This window comes from Actinomycetospora endophytica (assembly GCF_021026375.1).
In the GTDB taxonomy this organism is placed as follows: domain Bacteria; phylum Actinomycetota; class Actinomycetes; order Mycobacteriales; family Pseudonocardiaceae; genus Actinomycetospora; species Actinomycetospora endophytica.
Window position 1 is genome coordinate 166,208 of the sequence record NZ_JAJNDB010000008.1, and the last position, 18,316, is coordinate 184,523.

The following is an 18,316-nucleotide window of genomic DNA, read 5'->3' on the forward strand; positions in this document are numbered from 1 at the left end:
CTCACGCCTCCCAGGCCGGCGTGCGCAGCGCCGTCAGCACCCGCCGCAGCGCCTCCAACCGCCCCGCCGAGAGCGCCCCGGACTCGACCAGCGGGTCCAGCGCGCACTCCGGGTCCGCCGGCGGGCCGAGGTGGGAGCAGCCGCGCGGGCAGTCCTCGACGGCCGCCGCGAGGTCGCCGAACGCGGCCACGACGTCGTCGGGGGAGATGTGCGCCAGCCCGAAGGAGCGGATGCCCGGGGTGTCGACGACCCAGCCTGATCCAGGGAGCGCCAGCGCCACCGCCGAGGTCGACGTGTGCCGCCCCTTGCCGACCCCGCTGACCTCCCCGACCGCCCGCTCGGCGTCCGGCACCAGCGCGTTCACCAGCGTCGATTTCCCGACCCCGGAGTGCCCGATCAACGCCGACACCCGCCCGATGACGACCTCCCGCAGCGCGACGGGGTCCTCGTCGAGCCGCGTCACGACCACCGGCAGATCCAGCTCGGCGTAGGCGGACGAGAAGCCCGCCCCGCCGTCGTCGACCAGGTCGGCCTTCGTCAGGCACAGCACCGGCTCCAGCCCGCCCGCGTAGGCGGCGACCAGGCAGCGGTCGACGAACCCGGTCCGCGGGGTCGGGTCGGCGAGCGCGGTGACGATCACGAGGTGGGAGGCGTTCGCGACGACGACCCGTTCGTAGGGATCGGTGTCGTCCGCGGTGCGGCGCAGGACGCTCGTGCGGTCGGCGACCCGCACGATGCGGGCGAGCGTGTCGTCGGCGCCCGAGGTGTCGCCGACGAGGTCGACGTGATCGCCGACGACGACGGGGGTGCGGCCCAGTTCGCGGGCGCGCATCGCGACGACGCGGGTGGTCGGGTCGTCCTCGGGCGCGCAGGTCCAGCGGCCGCGGTCGACGCCGACGACCATCGCGGCCCGGGCGTCGGCGTGGTCGGGACGGCGCTTGGACCGTGGCCGGGTGCCCTTCCCGGGCCGGACCCGGACGTCGCTCTCGTCGTAGCGCCCCGCCGCGCCGCCGCGGGTCACGCCGGAATCCCCACCCCGTGCACGAGGGCGGGCCAGTCGGTGGCGAAGTCCGGGAGCGTCTTGGTGGTGGCGCTGACGTCGTCGATCTCCAGGCCGGGGACGACGAGCCCGACGAGCGCGCCCGCCGTGGCCATCCGGTGGTCGGCGTAGGCGCCCCACGGCCGCGTCGGCGCGAGCGTCGAGGACGGCTCCACGACGAGCCCGTCGTCGGTCTCGGTCACGCGCGCGCCCAGGGCGGCGCCCTCGGCGGCCAGCGCGGCGAGCCGGTCGGTCTCGTGCCCGCGGATGTGCGCGACCCCGCGGAGCCGCGAGCGGGCCCCGTCGCGCGCCGCGAGCATCGCCAGCGCCGTCGCGGTGGGGGTGAGCTCCCCGATCTCGGCGAGGTCCACGTCGACGCCCGGCAGCCGGCCGTCACCGCGCACCGTCAGGCCCGCGGCGTCGACGGTGACCGAGCCGCCGAAGGCCTCGAGGACCTCGCGGACGGCGCCGATCGGCTGCAGGTCGGGGCTCCCCGGCGTCGACTCCGGCCAGCCGGCGACGGTGACCTCGCCGCCGGTCACGAGGGCGGCGGCCAGGTACACCGCGGCGCCGGAGAGGTCGGGCTCGACGACGAAGCGGTCGGCCGGGGTGATCGGTCCGGCCGAGACGGCCCAGCGCGAGGGGGTGGCGCCGTCGCTCTCGGAGGTCACCGTGACGCCCGCGGTGCGCAGCATCGTCACGGTCATGTCCACGTGCGGCAGCGAGGGGACGGCGCCCGGGCCGCGGTGGGTGACCGCGAGCCCGTCGTCGTACCGGGCGCCGGAGAGCAGCAGCCCGGAGACGAATTGCGACGAGCCCGACGCGTCGACGCTCACCGCGCCGCCGGCGACCCCGCCCCGGCCGACGACGGTGAACGGCAGCCGGTCGGCGTCGGCGGGCCCGATCGCGACGCCGAGCCCGCGCAGCCCCTCGAGCACGCCGCTCATCGGGCGGGCGCGGGCGTGCGGGTCGCCGTCGAACTCGACCGGGCCGTCGGCGAGCGCGGCCGCGGGCGGCAGGAAGCGCATGACGGTGCCGGCGAGACCGCAGTCGACCCGGCCGGCGTGCAGGTGGGTGGGAGCGGTGACGGCGACGTCGAGGGTGCCGTCGCGACCCGGGGTCACCGCGGTGTGCGCGCCGAGCGCGGTCAGGCCGTCGACCATGAGGGTCGTGTCGCGGGAGCGGGCGGCGCCCGCGACGGTGCGCATGGCGCCGTCACCGGCCAGCGCGGCCAGCAGCAGCGCGCGGTTGGTGATGGACTTCGACCCGGGGACCGCGACGGTGCCGCGCACGGGTCCTTCGGCGACGGGCGTGCTCCAGGTGCTCACGCCGCCATTCTCGCGTGTCGGGGTGGCTGTCGGTGGGCGGTGGCAGGATCGGTGGCATGTGCGGTCGCTACGCCCTGGCCAAGGACCCGGCCGACCTGGCCGAGGAGTTCGAGGCCCAGGACGCCACGGACGGCGCGGTCGAGGGACCCGAATACAACGTCGCGCCGACGCTGACGGTCCCCGGTGTGGTCGACCGGCACCCCCGCGACGACTCCGGGACCCCGGACCCGTCGACGCTCGAGCGCTCGTTGCGCGCCATGCGTTGGGGGCTCGTGCCCTCCTGGGCGAAGGACGAGTCGGTGGGCAACCGGCTCATCAACGCGCGCGCGGAGTCGCTCACCGAGAAGCCCGCGTTCCGCCGCGCGGCCGCGTCCCGGCGCTGCCTGCTGCCCGCCGACGGCTGGTACGAGTGGCTGCGCGACGGCGGGCACAAGATCCCGTACTTCATGACGTACTCGCAGTCCTCCGGCCTGGCCGGGCACCCGCTGGCGCTCGCCGGGCTGTGGGAGACCTGGCGTCCGCGCTCGGCCGAGAAGGGGACGGCGCCGCTGGTGTCGGCCACCGTGGTCACGGTCGCGTCGGCCGGCCCACTCACCGAGATCCACAACCGGATGCCGCTGGTGCTGCCGCGCGAGCGCTGGGCGGAGTGGCTGGACCCGGACCACGAGGACCCGACGAGCCTGCTCACCCCCTCCGAGGACGTGCTCGCCGCGATCGAGATGCGCCAGGTGTCCTCGAAGGTCAACAACGTGCGCAACCACGGTGCCGAGCTCGTCGAGGAGGTCCACGACCAGCCCGAGCAGCAGGGGCTCGACCTCGAGGCGGTCAACCCCTCGTGATCGTCGGCGTCGACGAGTTCGAGGTCGAGACGCCGCACGGGCCCGCCCGGGTGGCCCTGGAGGCGTCGAACCTGACCTGCGGGCTGCTCGTGCTCGGCCACGGTGCCGGCGGGGGGATCGAGGCACCCGACCTCCTGGCCGCGGCCGGGGCAGCCGGCAGCACGATCGCCGTCGCGCGGGTCCTGCAGCCCTACCGGGTGGCGGGTCGGCGCGGTCCGGCCCCGGCGGTGCAGCTCGACGAGGCGTGGGCGGCGGTGCTGGCCGAGCTGATGCGGCGCTTCCCGGACGTGCCGCAGGTCCACGGCGGGCGGTCGTCGGGCGCGCGGGTGGCGTGCCGGGGGGCGGTCGTGGCCTCGCCGCCGCCGGTCGGGGTCCTGGCGCTGGCGTTCCCGCTGCTCGCGCCGCCGCGCAAGGACGGCACCCGGGGAGACCGCACGCCGGAGATCGACGCGGTGGACGCGGCCGGGATCCCGGTGCTGGCGGTCTCGGGGGACCGCGACCGGTTCGGGGTGCCGCCCGAGGCGCCGCACCGCGAGGTCGTGACGGTGCGCGGGGACCACTCGCTCACGGCGAAGGGGCCGATCCGCGATGCGGTCGAGCCGTGGCTGGGAAAGCTCCTCCCGACCCCGCCCGGCCCGATCTCCTGAGTCCGGTCAGCCCAGGGCCGCGGCCACCGCGTCGTGGTACAGGTCGATCGCGATCGGCTCGTGCGAGGCGACGACCTGCGGGGCCATCCGCCCGTGCTTGGGCACCTCGGTGGTCATCGAGCGGTGGAAGAGCGTCACACCCTCACCGGATCGCGTGAACGTGTAGGAGATCGTCGTGATGCCCTCGAAGCCGCCGGAGTGGTCGTCGGGATCGTGGGCGAGCAGGCCGACCGACCGGAACTCGAAGCGCCACGGCCGCTCCGCGGTGACGAGCCGCCAGGTGAACCGGCACTCCAGGTCCTCGAGCTTGCCCGCCTCGCTCCAGACGTCGCCGACCTGCAGCGGCACGCTCTCGATCCCCTCGATGCCCGCGCTGCCCGGGTAGGTCTTGGGCCAGTTCCGGGGGTCGGTGACGAAGTCGTAGAGCTCCTCGGGACTCTGGCGGAACGTCGTCTCGGAGCTGGTGGCGATGATGCCCATCGGGCCTGGTCCTCCCGTGGTCGAGGTGTCGATCTCGGGATGCCCGGTGAACGAGCGCTTACTCGTCGGCGACCTGTGACGTCGTCGCCGCGGCCGCCGCGACCAGATCCGCGGGTGCCGTCTCCAGCTGCAGACCACGCTTGCCCGCGCTGCAGAAAACCGTCTCGTGCTCCAGGGCGGAGGCGTCCACGACGACGGGCAGGCGCCGCTTCGTCCCGAGCGGGCTGATGCCGCCGGTGACGTAGCCGGTCAGGCGCTCCGCCGTCGTGGGGTCGGCCATCACCGCCTTCTTCCCGCCGCGCGCGGCCGCGAGCGCCTTGAGGTCGAGCGTGCCGGCCACCGGCACCATCGCCAGGACGGGCGTCCCGTCGACCTCCGCGACGAGCGTCTTGAACACCCGGCGCGGGTCGAGGCCGAGTGCCTCGGCCGCCTCGGCGCCGTAGGCAGCCACCCCCGGGGCCTCGTACGGGTGGGTCCGGTGGGTGATCCCGGCGCGCTCCAGGGCGCTCAGCGCGGGCGTCCCGCCGGAGGTTCGTCGCGCCACGGGCACGGAGGCTAGCGGGGAATCGGCGCGGGGGCGTGGGCGTTCCGTCCTGCAGAGGCGCCGCGGTCGTCGTTGCCGCGGCCGAGGAGAGGTGACGATGCCAGCGATGACGATGGAGCGCGGCACGCAGCTCGGGGTGCGGAGCCCCGACGCGGCCGACGGGGTCGTGATCCTGCTCCCGGACACCGGCCCGAAGCACTCGGAGGAGGGTGCGGGAACGCTCGTGGGGGTAACCTCCCGGCGTTCCGACGCCGCGGCCGACGCGCGGCGCGAAGGGAGTCCGGTGGCCGAAGCCGTGCGCGCGGACCACGACGTGGCGACGAGCGACGCGACGGTGCCCGCTCAGCAGGACGGCACCGCGACGTCCGAGTCCGCCGTCGACCAGGGTGGGTCCACCCCCGCCGACCTCGAGACCGAGACCGTCGCCGAGCGGGCGGAGCGCTTCGAGCGCGACGTCATGCCGATGGTCGACCAGCTCTACGCGGCGGCGATGCGGATGACGCGCAACCCGCCGGACGCGGAGGACCTCGTCCAGGAGACGGTCCTGAAGGCGTACTCGTCGTTCACGTCCTTCAAGCCGGGCACCAACCTGAAGGCCTGGCTGTACCGGATCCTGACGAACTCCTACATCAACACCTACCGCAAGCGGCAGCGCCAGCCGCAGCAGAGCCCGACCGACGAGTTCACCGACTACCAGCTCTCGCAGTCCGCGGAGCACAGCTCGTCGGGTCTGCCCTCGGCGGAGGTGGAGGCCCTCGACCGGCTGCCGGACACCGACATCCGTGACGCGCTGCAGGCCCTGCCGGACGACTTCCGGATGGCGGTCTACCTCGCCGACGTCGAGGGGTTCGCCTACAAGGAGATCGCGGAGATCATGGGGACGCCGATCGGCACCGTGATGTCCCGTCTCCACCGGGGCCGCAAGCAGCTGCGGGAGGCCCTGACCGGGACCGCGCGGGACCGTGGGTTCATTCGGGGCGAGGCTGAGGGGGTGCAGTCGTGAGCTGCGGAGAACCCCACGAGACCGACTGCGACGAGGTCCTCGCCGAGGTCTGGCTGCTGCTCGACCACGAGTGCGGCGAGGAGCGCGACGCCCAGCTGCGGCGTCACCTCGACGAGTGCGGGCCGTGCCTGGCCCGCTACGGGCTCGAGGAGAAGGTCAAGATGCTGCTGGCCCGCACCTGCGGCGGGGACCGCGCTCCCGAGGAGCTGCACTCCAAGCTCCGCGAGCGGATCCGCGCGACGGTGCTGGAGCAGGCGCAGGTCAGCGTCGAGCGGACGCCGTCGGGCACCGTGGTCGAGGTGAACCAGACCCGCGTCGAGACCTGGCGCCGCACGTAGGCACCACACACGAAGGGCCCCGGAGAGACTCTCTCCGGGGCCCTTCGTCGTTCGTGGGCACGGTGCCCGCCTCAGCTGTTGGGGCGCTTGCCGTGGTTCGAGCTCTTCTTCTTGCGGTCCCGCTTCTGGCGTGCGCGCTTCGACATGTGGCCATCTTCCCACGAGGGTCAGGTGTCTCATGAGGGCGAGGGCGGTCCGGTCGGTGGTTGGATGTCGGTCGTGGCTGACGAGATCCGCGCGGAGATGGTCGCGAACGTCCTCGAGGTCGTCGCCCGTGAGGGCACCCGGGTGAGCGACGGCGACACCGTCGTGCTCCTCGAGTCGATGAAGATGGAGATCCCCGTCCTGACGGAGATCGAGGGAACGGTCGTGTCGGTGGCGGTCAAGGAGGGCGACGTGGTGCAGGGCGGCGACCTCATCGCCGTCATCGAGCGGGCCGCGGAGTCCGAGTGAGCGCTCGTTCATGTCGACGCTGAGCTTCCTGCTCGCGACGCACACCGAGCTCTCCGGGGACGAGGTCGCGCACCTGCAGCGGCTGGCCTCGGAGTGGCAGCTGCTCTCCGACCTGTCGTTCGCGGACTTCCTGCTCTGGGTGCCGGTGACGGTGCCGGACGGGCCCGACGGCGTCGCGACCGGTCCGCACGCGGCCGCGACGTTCCTCTGCGTCGCCCACAGCCGGCCCACGACGGCGCCGACCGCGCATCCCGACGACATGGTCGGCGGTACCTCGTCCGCCGCGCAGCACCCGCAGCTCGTGCGCGCCCTCGGCGACACCACGATGCGCCGCGAGGAACAGCCGCGCTGGCACCGCGGGCGGTCGATCCGCCGCGAGGTCGTCCCCGTCGGTTACGAGGGCCGCATGATCGCCGTGCTGGGCCGCGACACCAACCTGGCCGCCCCCCGCGTCCCGTCGACCCTCGAGATCTCCTATCTCGCGGTGGCGGGCGACCTCTGCCAGATGATCGCGGACGGCACGTTCCCGACCGCCGAGACCGTCGACGAAGGGCGCTCGACGCCACGGGTGGGCGACGGGCTCGTCCGGGTCAGCGCCGTCGGCACGGTCCTCTACGCGAGCCCGAACGCCGCCTCGGCGTTCCACCGGCTCGGCTGGGCCGACGAGCTGGTGGGAGCCGACCTGCCGACGGTGGCCCGCAAGGTGTCCGCCGACCCGTTCGAGGGCGCCGAGGTCGTCACGCTCCTGCGGGATGCGCTCGCCGGTACCCCGTCCGCCCGCGTCGAGGTGGAGAGCCGCGGCGCGACCGCGGTCGTCCGGGCGCTGCCGCTGCGCCCGCGCGGGGTGCCCGGCGGCGCGCTCGTGCTCGTGCGCGACGTGACCGAGGTCCGTCGTCGGGACCGCGCCCTGATGAGCAAGGACGCCACGATCCGCGAGATCCACCACCGGGTGAAGAACAACCTGCAGACGGTGGCCGCGCTCCTGCGCCTGCAGGCCCGCCGGACCCCTCACGACGAGGCCCGCTCCGCGCTGACCGAGTCGATGCGCCGGGTCGCGTCGATCGCGCTGGTCCACGAGGCACTCGCGGCGTCGGTCGACGAGCGGGTGGACATCGACGAGGTGCTGGCCGGCGTCGTGCCGATGATGAACGACGTGGTGCGCCCCGGCGCGGGCGTCGAGATGCGCCGGGAGGGCCGCGCCGGCGTGCTCCCTGCGGTGATGGCGACCCCGCTCGTCATGGTCGTCACCGAGCTGGTCTCGAACGCCCTCGAGCACGGCTTCGGGGAGGGGACGACGGGCGCCGTCCGGATCGTCTCGACCCGCAGCGCGAGCCGCCTGCTCGTCGAGATCGTCGACGACGGCCGCGGCCTGCCCGAGACCTTCTCCCTGGAGCGGGCGCCGGGACTCGGGCTGCAGATCGTCCGCACGCTCGTGGACTCCGAGCTCGGCGGCACGCTCAGCCTGCGCCCCGACGCCGAGGGCGGGACGCGCGCCGAGCTGACGATCCCGCTGCCGCACCGTGGGGACCCCCGCGGCCGCTGAGCGGCGCCGTGCGGCCCCGGAAACCGCAGCGGCCGGGTCGCAGCGGCCCCGGAACGAGCGAAGGGCCCCTCCGGTCGAATAGATCGACCGAAGGGGCCCTTCGCTCAGGTCCTGCAGGTTCCCGCCGGCCTGGGGCGGACGCGTGGGGAGCGAGCGTCCGCCGCTCTACCGGCCGGCGGGGGTCGGGCTCAGGCCTGCGCGTCGACGCGGACGCCGTAGCGCTTCATGGCGCGACGCTCGTCCTCGTCCGCACCGCCCCAGACGCCGGCGTCCTGACCGGACTCGAGCGCCCAGCTCAGGCACTCCGACATCGCGGGGCAGCGGCGGCACACGGCCTTGGCCTGTGCGATCTGCGAGAGCGCGGGGCCGCTCGTCCCGACCGGGAAGAACAGTTCCGGGTCCTCGTCGCGGCAAGCAGCTTCGTTCCGCCAGTCCATCGTGCTGGTCTCCTCGCTGGGTGCGCGCTCGGGGTGCGCACCGGGTTGCGGTGGTCATCGGCGATTCCTTCGGGGCGGAATCGCCCGGGGCCTCCAACGGCCCCTGTGCTGTTCTCGTCGTACTGGGGAGCCGGTCCGCAAAATGTCCGGACCTGCGGCAACCGTGCCGCCGGCCGAACACCCTGGCGTGTCCGCCTCCCTCGCCCTCGGTCGGCGGAGACAATGTCTCCGGCTTCCCGTGGACCCGGCCGGGCAGTTCTGCTGGTGCATTCCTGCCCGGCTCTCGCGGGGGATGTCCAAGAATCTGCAGGACGATCGCCTCTGGATCGAGTCCCAAGCGGCTCGACGGGCTTGGTCGGTCGGTGAGCGGATATCGGCGCACCGTGACGGCTCGGTCACTGCGACGAGCGGAAAAAGCCGCACGACGAGGCGTCGACCCGGGCGACGGGGGGCGACGAGCGGTCGCTAGGATCACCGCAGGAGCCCCGTCGGCCCGGATCCGACCCGCTGAGGTCCCCCGATGGCCGGATACAGCCCCCGTTCGTCGGGTTACGGAGGGCATCCGGCGGCCCGTTCACCGCACGGGCGTGACCTGGCTCACTTCGACTAGACGACGACGCGCAGCGCGCCAGGCACCGCGAGGAACTCCACGTCGCTGCGGCGCCCGAGGTGGTCGCCGTCCACCTGCAGGTTCACCGGCTCCTCCGAGACGATCCGCAGCGCGGAGACGTCGTCGTCGCGCAGGACGGAGTCCAGCTGACCGAAGCCGTCCTCCGAGAGGATCTGGCGGACGATCCGCCCGATCGTCGGCAGGCCCAGGGAGCGCAGCCCGAACAGGCCGAGCCCGGTGTCGAACGAGCACCCGGGGTTGGTGCGCACCGCCCGGCCGCCGAGATAGGTCCACGGGTCGGTGTTGGAGACCAGGGCGAGCTTGACGTCCTCGACCGGATCCCGCCCCGGGATCTCGACCCGCAACGACGGCGGCCTCGCGCGCGCCGTCGTCCACCGCCGGATCGAGGTGGCGACGTAGCGGGCCGGCGTCGCCTCGCGGCCCTTGTCGCGCGCGTGCTCCATCGCCGAGATGACGTCCGCATCCCAGCCGAGCCCGGCGTTGAAGCTGAACCACCGCTCGTCCGCCCGCCCGAGGCCCACCGTGCGGCTCCGCCCGGCGGCGAGCGCCTCCAGGAGCTGGTGCGTGGCCTCCAGGGGGTCGCGCGCGGCACCGAGGGCGCGGGCGAAGACGTTCGCCGACCCGCCGGGCACCACGCCCAGCGCGGGCACCCGGTCGCCGGGGCCGTCGACGAGCAGGCCGTTGAGGGCCTCGTTGACGGTGCCGTCGCCGCCGAGCACGACGACGAGGTCGACGCCCTCGGTCGAGGCCCGTGCCGCCAGCTCCGCGGCGTGGCCCCGGTAGCGGGTGGCCACCACCTCGAGCTTCACCTCGCTGGCGAGGGCGTGGGCGATGACGTCGCGTCCGGCTGCCGTGGTGGTGGTGGCCGAGGGGTTGGCCACGAGCAGGGCGCGCACGGCACTCACCGTAGCGCCGGGCCGCGCGGCGTTGGGCCGGGCGTGGTGCACGGATCGCTCGGAACGGGCCGACCTAGGCTGGGGGACGTGTCCGGTGCGCCCGTCCCGCCGCCCGCTCCCGAGGCGGCGGCGCCCCCGCGATCGCTCGTGATCGCGGCGCTCGGTGCGGCGCTGGAGGGCCTCGCGCTGTTCGTGGGCGGCGTCGTCGCGCTGATCGTCGAGGGCACCCCCCAGGTGTGGGGGTTCGTCGTGCTGCTGGGGGTCGGCGTCGCCGCGGCCGGCGTCGCGCTCGCGCGGGGCGCGCGGGGTGCCCGCGGCCCCGTCGTCGTGGTGCAGCTGCTCGGTCTCGGCGTCGCCTTCTACGCGGGGGTGACGAGCGAGCGCCCGGAGTGGGGCGTACCGATCGCGGTCGTGTGCCTGGCGATCCTCGTGGGGGTGCTCACCCGGGCCGGCCGGGACTGGGCCGAGCAGTAGGTGCGCTCCGCGCTCGTGAGCAGTAAGTGAGGCTCTGGCATCAATTACTGCTCACAAGCGCGTCAGCGCACCTACCGGTCAGCCGGCGGGGGCGGCGGTTCGACGAGCCCGCCGGGCGCGTTGAGCAGGTCGATGCGGTGGCTGCCGCGCTCGTGGCCCAGCACGGTCACCGAGGCCGGGTCGAAGGCGAAGCCCACCCCCGCGGCCGGCGTCAGGCCCAGGTAGCGCGCGATGAGCACCCGGCCGGCGTGCCCGTGGCCGACGAGCACGACGTCGCGCGAGGCGAGCTCACGATCGGCGTCGGCGATCACCCCGTCGATCCGCTGCGCGATCTGCGGCGCGGTCTCGCCGTGCGGCACCGGGTGGGTCCAGACGGTCCAGCCGGGATCCTCGGTGCGGATGTCGGGCGTGGTGCGGCCCTCGTAGTCGCCGTAGTCCCACTCACCGAGGTCCTCGCGGATCGCGTCCGGCTCCAGGCCCGCCAGCGCGGCGGTGTCGCGGGCGCGACGCCGTGGGCTGCACCAGACCACCGGCGGCGCGATGTCGGTGCCCCGCAGCGTGGTCAGCAGCCGACCCGCCGTGCGGGCCTGCTCCTCGCCGCGCGGGGTCAGCGGGATGTCGGTGAGCCCGGTGTGCTTCCCGTTCGCCGACCACTCGGTCTCCCCGTGGCGCAGCAGGAAGATGCGCCCGACCGGACTCTCGCTCACCGCGACTCCTCTCGAGGCCCGACGCACGACGCGCCCGCCCCGAGCCGGGACGGGCGCGTCGCCAAGTGCGTCGAGGGCTCAGCCCTTCTTGGTCTCCCAGAAGATGTCCGAGATCTCGCCGATGTAGCCGAGCAGCTCGTCACCGGTCTTCGGGTCGTTCGAGCCCTTGGTGCCGGTGGCCCCCGCGGCCTTCGTGGCCTTGTTGAACAGCTCGTGGAGCTGCGGGTACTTCTCGAAGTGCGGCGGCTTGAAGTAGTCGGTCCACAGCACCCAGAGGTGGTGCTTGACGAGGTCGGAGCGCTCCTCCTTGATCTGGATGGCGCGCTCCCTGAACGACGGGTCCTCGTTGCCCTGGTACTTCTCCTGGATCGCCTTGACCGACTCGGCCTCGATCCGGGCCTGAGCCGGGTCGTACACGCCGCAGGGGAGGTCGCAGTGAGCGGTGGCCTCAAGGTTCGTACGGAGGATGCTCGTGAGCAGTCCCATGTCGCCTCCCAAACTCCCCTCTGACGGGGAACACGATGATCGTTCCGACCGTGGCCCAACCTACTCCCGTGCGGCCCGCCGGGCAGCCGCGCGGACGTGACCGTCAACCCGTGTGGCGACGGACGGCACCGGGAATCATCACCGCTGGTCGGGAGGGCTGTCGATGCGCAAGGGTTGGCTGCGGGCGGGGTTTCTGCGCTCGGTGCGCGGGGTACCGCGCCGCGTCACCGTCCGCGGCGGCTCGATGGCTCCCACCCTGCGCGACGGCGACGTCGTCCTCGCCGTCGGGTGGCTGCGACCCGCCGACGGTGCGGTGGCGCTCGTGCGCTGGCCGCAGCGGCCCGGGCAGCTCTCGGTGAAGCGGCTCGCGCTGCGTTTCCCCGACGACGATCCTGCCGGCGCCTGCTGGTTCGCGGTGGGCGACGCCTCCACCGCCTCGACCGACTCGCGCAGCCTCGGGCCGGCCGTCGCGCTCGCCGTCGTCACCCACCGCCTGTGGCCGGCGCCGGGGCGGCTGCCGCGCCGCTGAGCCGGGATCGGGTCAGGTCTGCGCCAGGCCGCCGTCGACGAGGATCTCGCTGCCGGTCACGTACGCGGCCTCGTCACCGGCCAGGAAGAGCACCGCGTGCGCGACCTCCTCGGGCCGGCCCCAGCGACCCATCGGCACCGCGTCGGCGACCCAGGCGTCGATCGCGGCCTGCATCTCGGCGTCCTCCTGGTCGGTGAGCGGCGTGGCGATGCACCCGGGCGTGACGGCATTGACGCGAACCCCGCGGGCGAGCACGTCCTCGTCGAGGGCGAGCGTGCGCACGAGGCTGCGCACGGCGGCCTTGCTCGCGGCGTAGAGAGGGTCGGCCGGGCGGCCCTTCGCCTCGGCGACGGAGCTGGTCGCGACGACGGCGCCGCCACGGGCCATGAGCGGCAGCGCCCGCACGATCGTCGTGAACACCGCGTGGACGTTGGTGTCGAAGAGGCGGTCGACGTCGGCGCGGGTGGTCTCGGCCGGTGGCGGTGCGTCGGAGACCCCGGCGTTGGCGAACAGCAGATCGAGGTGGCCGTGCCGCGTGCCGACCGTCGCCACGAGCCGGTCGACGTCCTCCTCGCGGCGCAGGTCGGCGGCCACGGCCGTCACCGTTCCCGGTCCGGGCATCGCGGCGCGTGCCGTCTCGAGGCGGCCCTCGTCCCGTCCGACGATCACCACCGCCGCACCCCGCGCGCTGAGCTCGGCGGCCGTCGTCCGGCCGATCCCGCTGCTCCCGCCGGTGACCACGGCCACCCGCCCCGTCCAGTCCACGTCACTCACCCTCAGTCGGTATCAAAGGTAAGTCACTCACCTATGTGAGCGCCACCCGTCGTCGTGGTGGGATGAGGGCGTGAGTCCTCCGGGGGAGCGGCTCCCGCTGCGGGAGCGGAAGAAGGCCGCGACGCGGGCGCGCATCCTCGAGGTCGCCCAGCAGCTGTTCGAGCAGCGCGGGTACGACGACGTCACGGTCGCCGAGATCGCGGACGGCGCCGACGTGTCGGTGAAGACGCTCTTCGTCTACTTCCGCTCGAAGGAGGACCTGGCCTTCGCGGACACCGCCCTGCTCGACGCGCTCGTCGCCGCCGTGCGGTCGCGGGAGCGGAGCCCGGCCCGCGCGGTCGGCCAGGTGCTCGAGGGTGCGCTGGACGCACCCGGTCCGGCGGGGCTCGAGGGGTACTTCCGCCGGGCGGGGGACGCGCCGGCGCTCCGCTCCCGGCTCCTGCGGCTGTGGGCGGAGTGCGAGGACGCGGTGGCCGAGGCCCTCGCCGACGAGTCGCCCCCGGAACCCGCCGACCGGCTCGCCGCGATCGCGCTCGTCGGGATCGTCCGGTCGTTCACCGCACCGGAGGTCCGGCGGGTCGCGGCGGAGGCGGACGACCCGGACGCGGAGACGGCCGCGCTGCGCTCGTGGCTGGCGGATGCGGTGCGACGGGTGGAGCTCATGGGCCCGTCGGTCCCGGCCCGGACACCGCCGGGTCACGAGACGGCGACGGTCGCGCGCGATCAGGGGACTCCCGGTAGCGCGGAGCACCCCCGCGGACGACGTTCCCCGTGACGCCCGGGGACGAGATCACCGTCCGGGCGCACCGATCCGGGGGGACGGGGACAGCACGTGGGGGACGATCACCGGCCGCGGGGCAGCCATCGGGCTTGCCGTCGCAGCCGACGGGCGCCGATCGCCTGCGCGTTCGGCGCGCTGGTCCTGCTCGCCGTCCTCGGGGGCGGCGGCCCGGGCGCGCCGGTGACCACCGTGACCGCGCTGCCCCCGCCCGACACCACCGCCTTCGGCGCGACCGGCCGGCTCCCCGACCCCACGCCCGTCCCGCTCCCGGACGCTCCGGCGGGAGCCCTGCCCGGCGACCCCGGTCTCGGCCCGACCGTGACCGGGTCCGGGCTCGGCATCCCCGAGACGGTGCTCGCCGCGTACCGCTCGGCGGCGACCACCGTCGACCGCAGCGCGCCCGGCTGTCGCCTGACCTGGCCGCTCGTCGCGGGGATCGGGAAGATCGAGTCCGGTCACGCGTCCGGCGGTGCGGTCGACGGTGACGGCACCACGCTCCGCCCGATCCTCGGCCCGCGGCTCACCGGGACCGGCGGCAACGCCGCGATCCCCGACACCGACGGCGGGCGGCTCGACCACGACGCCGTCTGGGACCGGGCGGTCGGCCCCACGCAGTTCATCCCGTCGAGCTGGCGGACCTACGGCGCCGACGGCAACGGCGACGGGCGCGCCGACCCCGACAACGTCTTCGACGCCGGCCTCGCCACCGCCCGCTACCTGTGCGCCGGGGGTGGCGACCTCACCTCGGCGTCGGCCCGGCACGACGCGGTGTTCCGCTACAACCACTCGGAGGCCTACGTCGCGACGGTGCTGCGGTGGGCGGACGCCTACGCCTCCGGCGCGCTGCCGGTGCCGGACTCGACGACGCCCACCGAGACCGGCGAGACGCTCGCCGACGGTGCGCCGACCTTGGCGGCGCTCCCGGAGCCGGCGACGGCGGGTGCGGGGCTTGTGGTGCCGGGGGCGGGGCCCGGAGCGCCGGTGATCACGAGTTCGGGAGCGACACGCCCGGGGACCATCGCGACACGCTCACCGGGTTCGGATCTTGTTGCTGGCGCCCCGGCCGCGACCGCGCCGACGACGACCGGTGCGGGCCCGACGACGACCGGCGCCGCTCCGTTGGCGGTCGGTCGCCCGGCGCCGGGCTCCCCGCTCTCGAGCACCTCGACGACGCCGGGTACGACGACCGTCCCGGTCACCACGACACCGGGAACGACTGCCGCAGGTACCGGCCCGCCGAGCACGAGGCCGTCGTCGAGCAGACCTGCGCCGACCAAGCCCGCGCCGGTGGCCGCCTCGTCACCGACCAGGCCTGCACCGGCGCCGAGCGTGCCCGCACCGGCCGCGGCGCCGTCGTCGACGACGCCTCGTCAGCCCGCGCCGACCACGACCACACCGACCACCCCGCCGACGACCACCCCGCCGACGACCACCCCGCCGACGACCACCCCGCCGACGACCACCCCGCCGACGACCACCCCGCCCACCACGACCCCCGCCGCGCGCTGCACCGCCGCGGTTCCCGTCGTCGCCCGCGCGCTCGGTGTCCCGGCGGCGCAGGTGACGGCGTCGAGCGAGGCCGGCCCGGGCGCGGGGCGCACCACCTGCACGGTGCGCGGACCGCACGGCCCGCTCCTCGTCGCGGTCACGGCCGACACGGGCGCGCCCGCCCCGCCCACCCCCGCCACCGGGGTCGGTCGCGCCGTCGCGGGAGGACGCACCGTGCTGACGGTGCCGCCTACCGCGGGTGTCGCCGCCGACCGGGCGCGCACCGCCCTCGCCACGATCGGGACCGCGTGGTCGTGACGCTGGGCAACGACCCGATGCATCACGCAGCGTGAGTCAACATCACGCTGTGTAGTAGCTAACTCGCGGCCATCAGCGCGGCCATCCGAGCCCGGCAGGCCTCGGCGTCGGGCAGGGCTCCGGCGTCGCGGGCCTCGGCCAGGGACGGCGCCTCGGTGTCCTTGGCCGAGAGCACGAGCTCGTCGGCGGGCACGTGCTCGGTCCAGGGCAGGCCGAGCTCGGGGTCGAGCGGATTCACGCCGTGCTCGGCCCCCGGGTTGTAGGCCGTCGAGCAGAGGTAGGTGGCCACGGTGCCGTCGGCGAGTGCCAGGAACGCGTGCCCGAGACCCTCGGAGAGGTAGACCGCGCGGAGCCCCTCGGCGTCGAGCACGACGGCGTCCCAGCGGCCGAAGGTGGGCGATCCCACTCGGATGTCCACCACCACGTCGAGCAGGGCGCCCGCGGAGCACTGGACGTATTTCGCCTGGCCGGGCGGCACGTCGGCGTAGTGCAGTCCGCGGACCACGCCGCGGCGGGATACGCTCGTGTTGGCCTGCGCCACATGCAGCGGGTGCCCGACCGTCCCGGCGAACACCTCCGCCTGGAAGGGCGCTGCGAATGCCCCGCGCGCATCGGGGAACACCGGCGGGGTGAACACCCACGCACCGGGTACGGCGAGCTCCTCGGCCTTCACGCCGCGGCAGCCTAGTGGCCCCGTCGGTGCGTCCGCCGCGCCGCGGTCGAGACGTGACCCGCCCGACGGAGCACGGACAGCGGGCGCGGGAGCCGTCAGGATCGACCGGTCCGGGCCCACCCCGTCCGCCCGGATGCGCCGGGCGGCTGGATCCGCACCCTGATCCCGACCTGCCCGAGCCCGAGACCCCGCCGGCCCGAGACCGCCGGCACCCGACCATCGCCGACGGCGACCGCCCCGCCGCGCCCCACGCGGTGCGAGGCGACGCCGTCCTCCACCCCGCGACCCACCACACGTAGGAGGACCGCGTGAGCAGCATCCACGCCGGGACGAGCACCCCGGACATCGACGGCCGTGACCTCACCGACGACGAGATCTTCGCGTCGCACGAGAACGGCAAGCTCTCGGTCGCGCCCACCGTGGCGCTCCAGGGCCGCCGTGACCTCTCGATCGCCTACACCCCGGGCGTGGCGAAGGTGAGCCGCGCGATCGCCGACGACGCGGCGCTGACCGCCCGCTACACCTGGACGCACCGGCTGGTGGCGGTCGTCAGCGACGGCACCGCGGTGCTCGGCCTGGGCGACATCGGCCCGCGGGCGTCGCTGCCGGTGATGGAGGGCAAGTCGGCGCTGTTCAAGGCGTTCGCCGGGCTGGACTCCATCCCGCTGGTGCTCGACACCACCGACGTCGACGAGATCGTCGAGACCCTCACCCACCTGCGACCGTCCTTCGGTGCCGTGAACCTCGAGGACATCGCGGCGCCGCGCTGCTTCGAGATCGAGCGCCGGCTGATCGAGGCGCTGGACTGCCCGGTGATGCACGACGACCAGCACGGCACCGCGATCGTCGTGCTCGCCGCGCTGCGCGGTGCTGCGGCGGCGCTGGGCCGGGATCTGGAGCCGCTGAAGGTCGTCGTCTCGGGCGCGGGCGCCTCCGGCGTGGCCTGCGCGAAGATCCTGCTCGAGGCCGGGGTCGAGGACGTGACCGTGCTCGACTCCCGCGGGGTCATCCACACCGGGCGCGAGAACATGAACGTCGCCAAGTACGCGCTGGCCGAGCAGACCAACCCGCGCGGACTGCGGGGCGACATCGCGTCGGCGATGCAGGGCGCCGACGTGTTCCTGGGGCTCTCCGGCTCGACGGTGCCCGAGTCGGTGATCGAGACGATGGCCGAGGACGCCATCGTGTTCGCGCTCTCCAACCCGGACCCGGAGATCGACCCCGACGTGGCCCGCGCACACGCGTCGGTGGTCGCGACCGGCCGCAGCGACTACCCGAACCAGATCAACAACGTGCTGGCGTTCCCGGGCGTCTTCGCGGGGGCGCTCGACGCCTCCGCCCGGCGCATCACCGAGCACATGAAGCTCGCGGCGGCGGACGCGATCTTCCGGATCGCCTCCGAGGACCTCGGGGTCGACCACATCGTCCCCAGCGCGCTCGACCCGCGCGTGGCGCCGGCGGTGACGGCTGCCGTGGCCGACGCGGCGGGGTCGGACGGCGTCGTCCGGCGGCACGTCGCGGAGGTCGCGAGCCACGACGAACGCTGAGTCGCACGGACACTCGGGTGATCAGGGATGAACCGATCGGGGCTCGGGTACCGGTCACGGCTCGTCGGTGACCGCTGACGCGGACGATCTCCCACGTACCGTGCGAACCGACACGCGTCTGGGTGAACCAGTGCGCGTTGGAGCGACACGCGGTGGAGGTTGTGCCGTTCGTCGCATCCACCGGGAGTTCGGAGACCGTTCATCGTTCGGGTTGAGACAGAACGCTCGACTTGATGCCACCCGACCGCGTGGAAAAGGACGGTCGGCGCCACGGGCCACTCGACAGGGTGATGTGCCCGGACCCCGGCGGGGTCTCCTTCGTTGCGGTGATCAGGAGACGGCACAGTCGACCCGGACGGGG

Annotated in this window: 22 protein-coding genes; 11 read left to right on the forward strand and 11 right to left on the reverse strand. The window is 74.4% G+C overall.

Annotated elements, in window-relative coordinates; all coding sequences use genetic code 11:
- Window position 1 precedes the first annotated feature (1 nt).
- Complete coding sequence (rsgA, locus tag LQ327_RS29290) at window positions 2-1,021, reverse strand: ribosome small subunit-dependent GTPase A (RefSeq protein ID WP_230739537.1); 1,020 nt, start codon at window positions 1,019-1,021, stop codon at window positions 2-4.
- The gene (gene aroA, locus LQ327_RS29295) at window positions 1,018-2,367 is read right to left on the reverse strand and encodes a 3-phosphoshikimate 1-carboxyvinyltransferase (protein WP_230739539.1); all 1,350 of its coding nucleotides are present in this window, start codon (window positions 2,365-2,367) and stop codon (window positions 1,018-1,020) included. The genes rsgA and aroA overlap by 4 nt, the downstream gene beginning before the upstream one ends.
- Window positions 2,368-2,423: 56 nt before the next feature.
- On the opposite strand from aroA, the gene LQ327_RS29300 reads away from it, so the two are divergent.
- On the forward strand, window positions 2,424-3,206 hold the full coding sequence (locus LQ327_RS29300; RefSeq protein WP_230739541.1) for an SOS response-associated peptidase: 783 nt from the start codon (window positions 2,424-2,426) through the stop codon (window positions 3,204-3,206).
- On the forward strand, window positions 3,203-3,853 hold the full coding sequence (locus tag LQ327_RS29305; protein WP_230739543.1) for an alpha/beta hydrolase family protein: 651 nt from the start codon (window positions 3,203-3,205) through the stop codon (window positions 3,851-3,853). Before LQ327_RS29300 ends, LQ327_RS29305 begins: the two co-directional genes overlap by 4 nt.
- 6 nt (window positions 3,854-3,859) lie before the next feature.
- Here the strand turns inward: LQ327_RS29305 and LQ327_RS29310 are convergent, their stop codons facing one another.
- Entirely contained in the window at window positions 3,860-4,333 is a 474-nt protein-coding gene (locus LQ327_RS29310) for an SRPBCC family protein (protein ID WP_230739545.1), read from the reverse strand.
- A gap of 58 nt (window positions 4,334-4,391) precedes the next feature.
- A complete protein-coding gene (gene ybaK, locus LQ327_RS29315; RefSeq protein ID WP_308286399.1) occupies window positions 4,392-4,877 on the reverse strand; it encodes a Cys-tRNA(Pro) deacylase in 486 nt (161 codons plus the stop codon).
- 334 nt (window positions 4,878-5,211) lie between these two features.
- On the opposite strand from ybaK, the gene LQ327_RS29320 reads away from it, so the two are divergent.
- Window positions 5,212-5,880, forward strand: a complete 669-nt coding sequence (locus LQ327_RS29320; RefSeq protein WP_230739794.1) for a sigma-70 family RNA polymerase sigma factor — start codon at window positions 5,212-5,214, stop codon at window positions 5,878-5,880.
- A complete protein-coding gene (gene rsrA, locus LQ327_RS29325; protein WP_230739547.1) occupies window positions 5,877-6,218 on the forward strand; it encodes a mycothiol system anti-sigma-R factor in 342 nt (113 codons plus the stop codon). Before LQ327_RS29320 ends, rsrA begins: the two co-directional genes overlap by 4 nt.
- Before the next feature lie 71 nt (window positions 6,219-6,289).
- Here the strand turns inward: rsrA and LQ327_RS35350 are convergent, their stop codons facing one another.
- Window positions 6,290-6,364 (reverse strand): 50S ribosomal protein bL37, encoded by a 75-nt coding sequence (locus LQ327_RS35350; RefSeq protein WP_372460785.1) that lies wholly within the window; start codon window positions 6,362-6,364, stop codon window positions 6,290-6,292.
- A 64-nt stretch (window positions 6,365-6,428) separates the two neighbouring features.
- Between LQ327_RS35350 and LQ327_RS29330 the strand changes: the two genes are divergently transcribed.
- On the forward strand, window positions 6,429-6,671 hold the full coding sequence (locus LQ327_RS29330) for a biotin/lipoyl-binding carrier protein (protein WP_269071152.1): 243 nt from the start codon (window positions 6,429-6,431) through the stop codon (window positions 6,669-6,671).
- A 10-nt stretch (window positions 6,672-6,681) separates the two neighbouring features.
- On the forward strand, window positions 6,682-8,214 hold the full coding sequence (locus LQ327_RS29335; RefSeq protein WP_230739551.1) for a sensor histidine kinase: 1,533 nt from the start codon (window positions 6,682-6,684) through the stop codon (window positions 8,212-8,214).
- Between the two features lie 188 nt (window positions 8,215-8,402).
- On the opposite strand, the gene LQ327_RS29340 is transcribed toward LQ327_RS29335, so the two are convergent.
- Together LQ327_RS29340 and LQ327_RS29345 are read right to left on the reverse strand one after the other, a co-directional pair.
- Window positions 8,403-8,651: a WhiB family transcriptional regulator gene (locus LQ327_RS29340; RefSeq protein WP_230739553.1), complete on the reverse strand. Its 249-nt coding sequence runs from the start codon at window positions 8,649-8,651 to the stop codon at window positions 8,403-8,405.
- 606 nt (window positions 8,652-9,257) lie between these two features.
- Window positions 9,258-10,178, reverse strand: a complete 921-nt coding sequence (locus LQ327_RS29345; RefSeq protein ID WP_230739555.1) for a diacylglycerol/lipid kinase family protein — start codon at window positions 10,176-10,178, stop codon at window positions 9,258-9,260.
- An 87-nt stretch (window positions 10,179-10,265) separates the two neighbouring features.
- Here LQ327_RS29345 and LQ327_RS29350 point away from each other — a divergent pair, with 87 nt between their 5' ends.
- Window positions 10,266-10,652, forward strand: a complete 387-nt coding sequence (locus LQ327_RS29350; RefSeq protein WP_230739557.1) for a hypothetical protein — start codon at window positions 10,266-10,268, stop codon at window positions 10,650-10,652.
- A gap of 71 nt (window positions 10,653-10,723) precedes the next feature.
- Here LQ327_RS29350 and LQ327_RS29355 read toward each other — a convergent pair whose 3' ends face one another.
- Complete coding sequence (locus LQ327_RS29355; RefSeq protein ID WP_230739558.1) at window positions 10,724-11,359, reverse strand: histidine phosphatase family protein; 636 nt, start codon at window positions 11,357-11,359, stop codon at window positions 10,724-10,726.
- Window positions 11,360-11,437: 78 nt separating this feature from the next.
- Window positions 11,438-11,845 carry a superoxide dismutase, Ni gene (gene sodN, locus LQ327_RS29360; RefSeq protein ID WP_230739559.1) on the reverse strand — a complete coding sequence of 136 codons (408 nt, stop codon included), beginning with the start codon at window positions 11,843-11,845 and terminating at the stop codon, window positions 11,438-11,440.
- 163 nt (window positions 11,846-12,008) lie between these two features.
- On the opposite strand from sodN, the gene LQ327_RS29365 reads away from it, so the two are divergent.
- On the forward strand, window positions 12,009-12,374 hold the full coding sequence (locus tag LQ327_RS29365; RefSeq protein ID WP_230739560.1) for a S24/S26 family peptidase: 366 nt from the start codon (window positions 12,009-12,011) through the stop codon (window positions 12,372-12,374).
- Between the two features lie 12 nt (window positions 12,375-12,386).
- Here LQ327_RS29365 and LQ327_RS29370 read toward each other — a convergent pair whose 3' ends face one another.
- A complete protein-coding gene (locus tag LQ327_RS29370) occupies window positions 12,387-13,148 on the reverse strand; it encodes an SDR family NAD(P)-dependent oxidoreductase (RefSeq protein WP_230739561.1) in 762 nt (253 codons plus the stop codon).
- 70 nt (window positions 13,149-13,218) lie between these two features.
- Between LQ327_RS29370 and LQ327_RS29375 the strand changes: the two genes are divergently transcribed.
- Together LQ327_RS29375 and LQ327_RS29380 are read left to right on the forward strand one after the other, a co-directional pair.
- A complete protein-coding gene (locus tag LQ327_RS29375; RefSeq protein ID WP_230739562.1) occupies window positions 13,219-13,923 on the forward strand; it encodes a TetR/AcrR family transcriptional regulator in 705 nt (234 codons plus the stop codon).
- Window positions 13,924-13,980: 57 nt separating this feature from the next.
- Window positions 13,981-15,735 carry a lytic transglycosylase domain-containing protein gene (locus LQ327_RS29380; RefSeq protein ID WP_230739563.1) on the forward strand — a complete coding sequence of 585 codons (1,755 nt, stop codon included), beginning with the start codon at window positions 13,981-13,983 and terminating at the stop codon, window positions 15,733-15,735.
- Between the two features lie 58 nt (window positions 15,736-15,793).
- Here the strand turns inward: LQ327_RS29380 and LQ327_RS29385 are convergent, their stop codons facing one another.
- The gene (locus tag LQ327_RS29385; RefSeq protein WP_230739564.1) at window positions 15,794-16,408 is read right to left on the reverse strand and encodes a dTDP-4-dehydrorhamnose 3,5-epimerase family protein; all 615 of its coding nucleotides are present in this window, start codon (window positions 16,406-16,408) and stop codon (window positions 15,794-15,796) included.
- Window positions 16,409-16,716: 308 nt separating this feature from the next.
- Here LQ327_RS29385 and LQ327_RS29390 point away from each other — a divergent pair, with 308 nt between their 5' ends.
- Window positions 16,717-17,955 carry an NAD(P)-dependent malic enzyme gene (locus LQ327_RS29390; protein WP_230739565.1) on the forward strand — a complete coding sequence of 413 codons (1,239 nt, stop codon included), beginning with the start codon at window positions 16,717-16,719 and terminating at the stop codon, window positions 17,953-17,955.
- Window positions 17,956-18,316 lie beyond the last annotated feature (361 nt).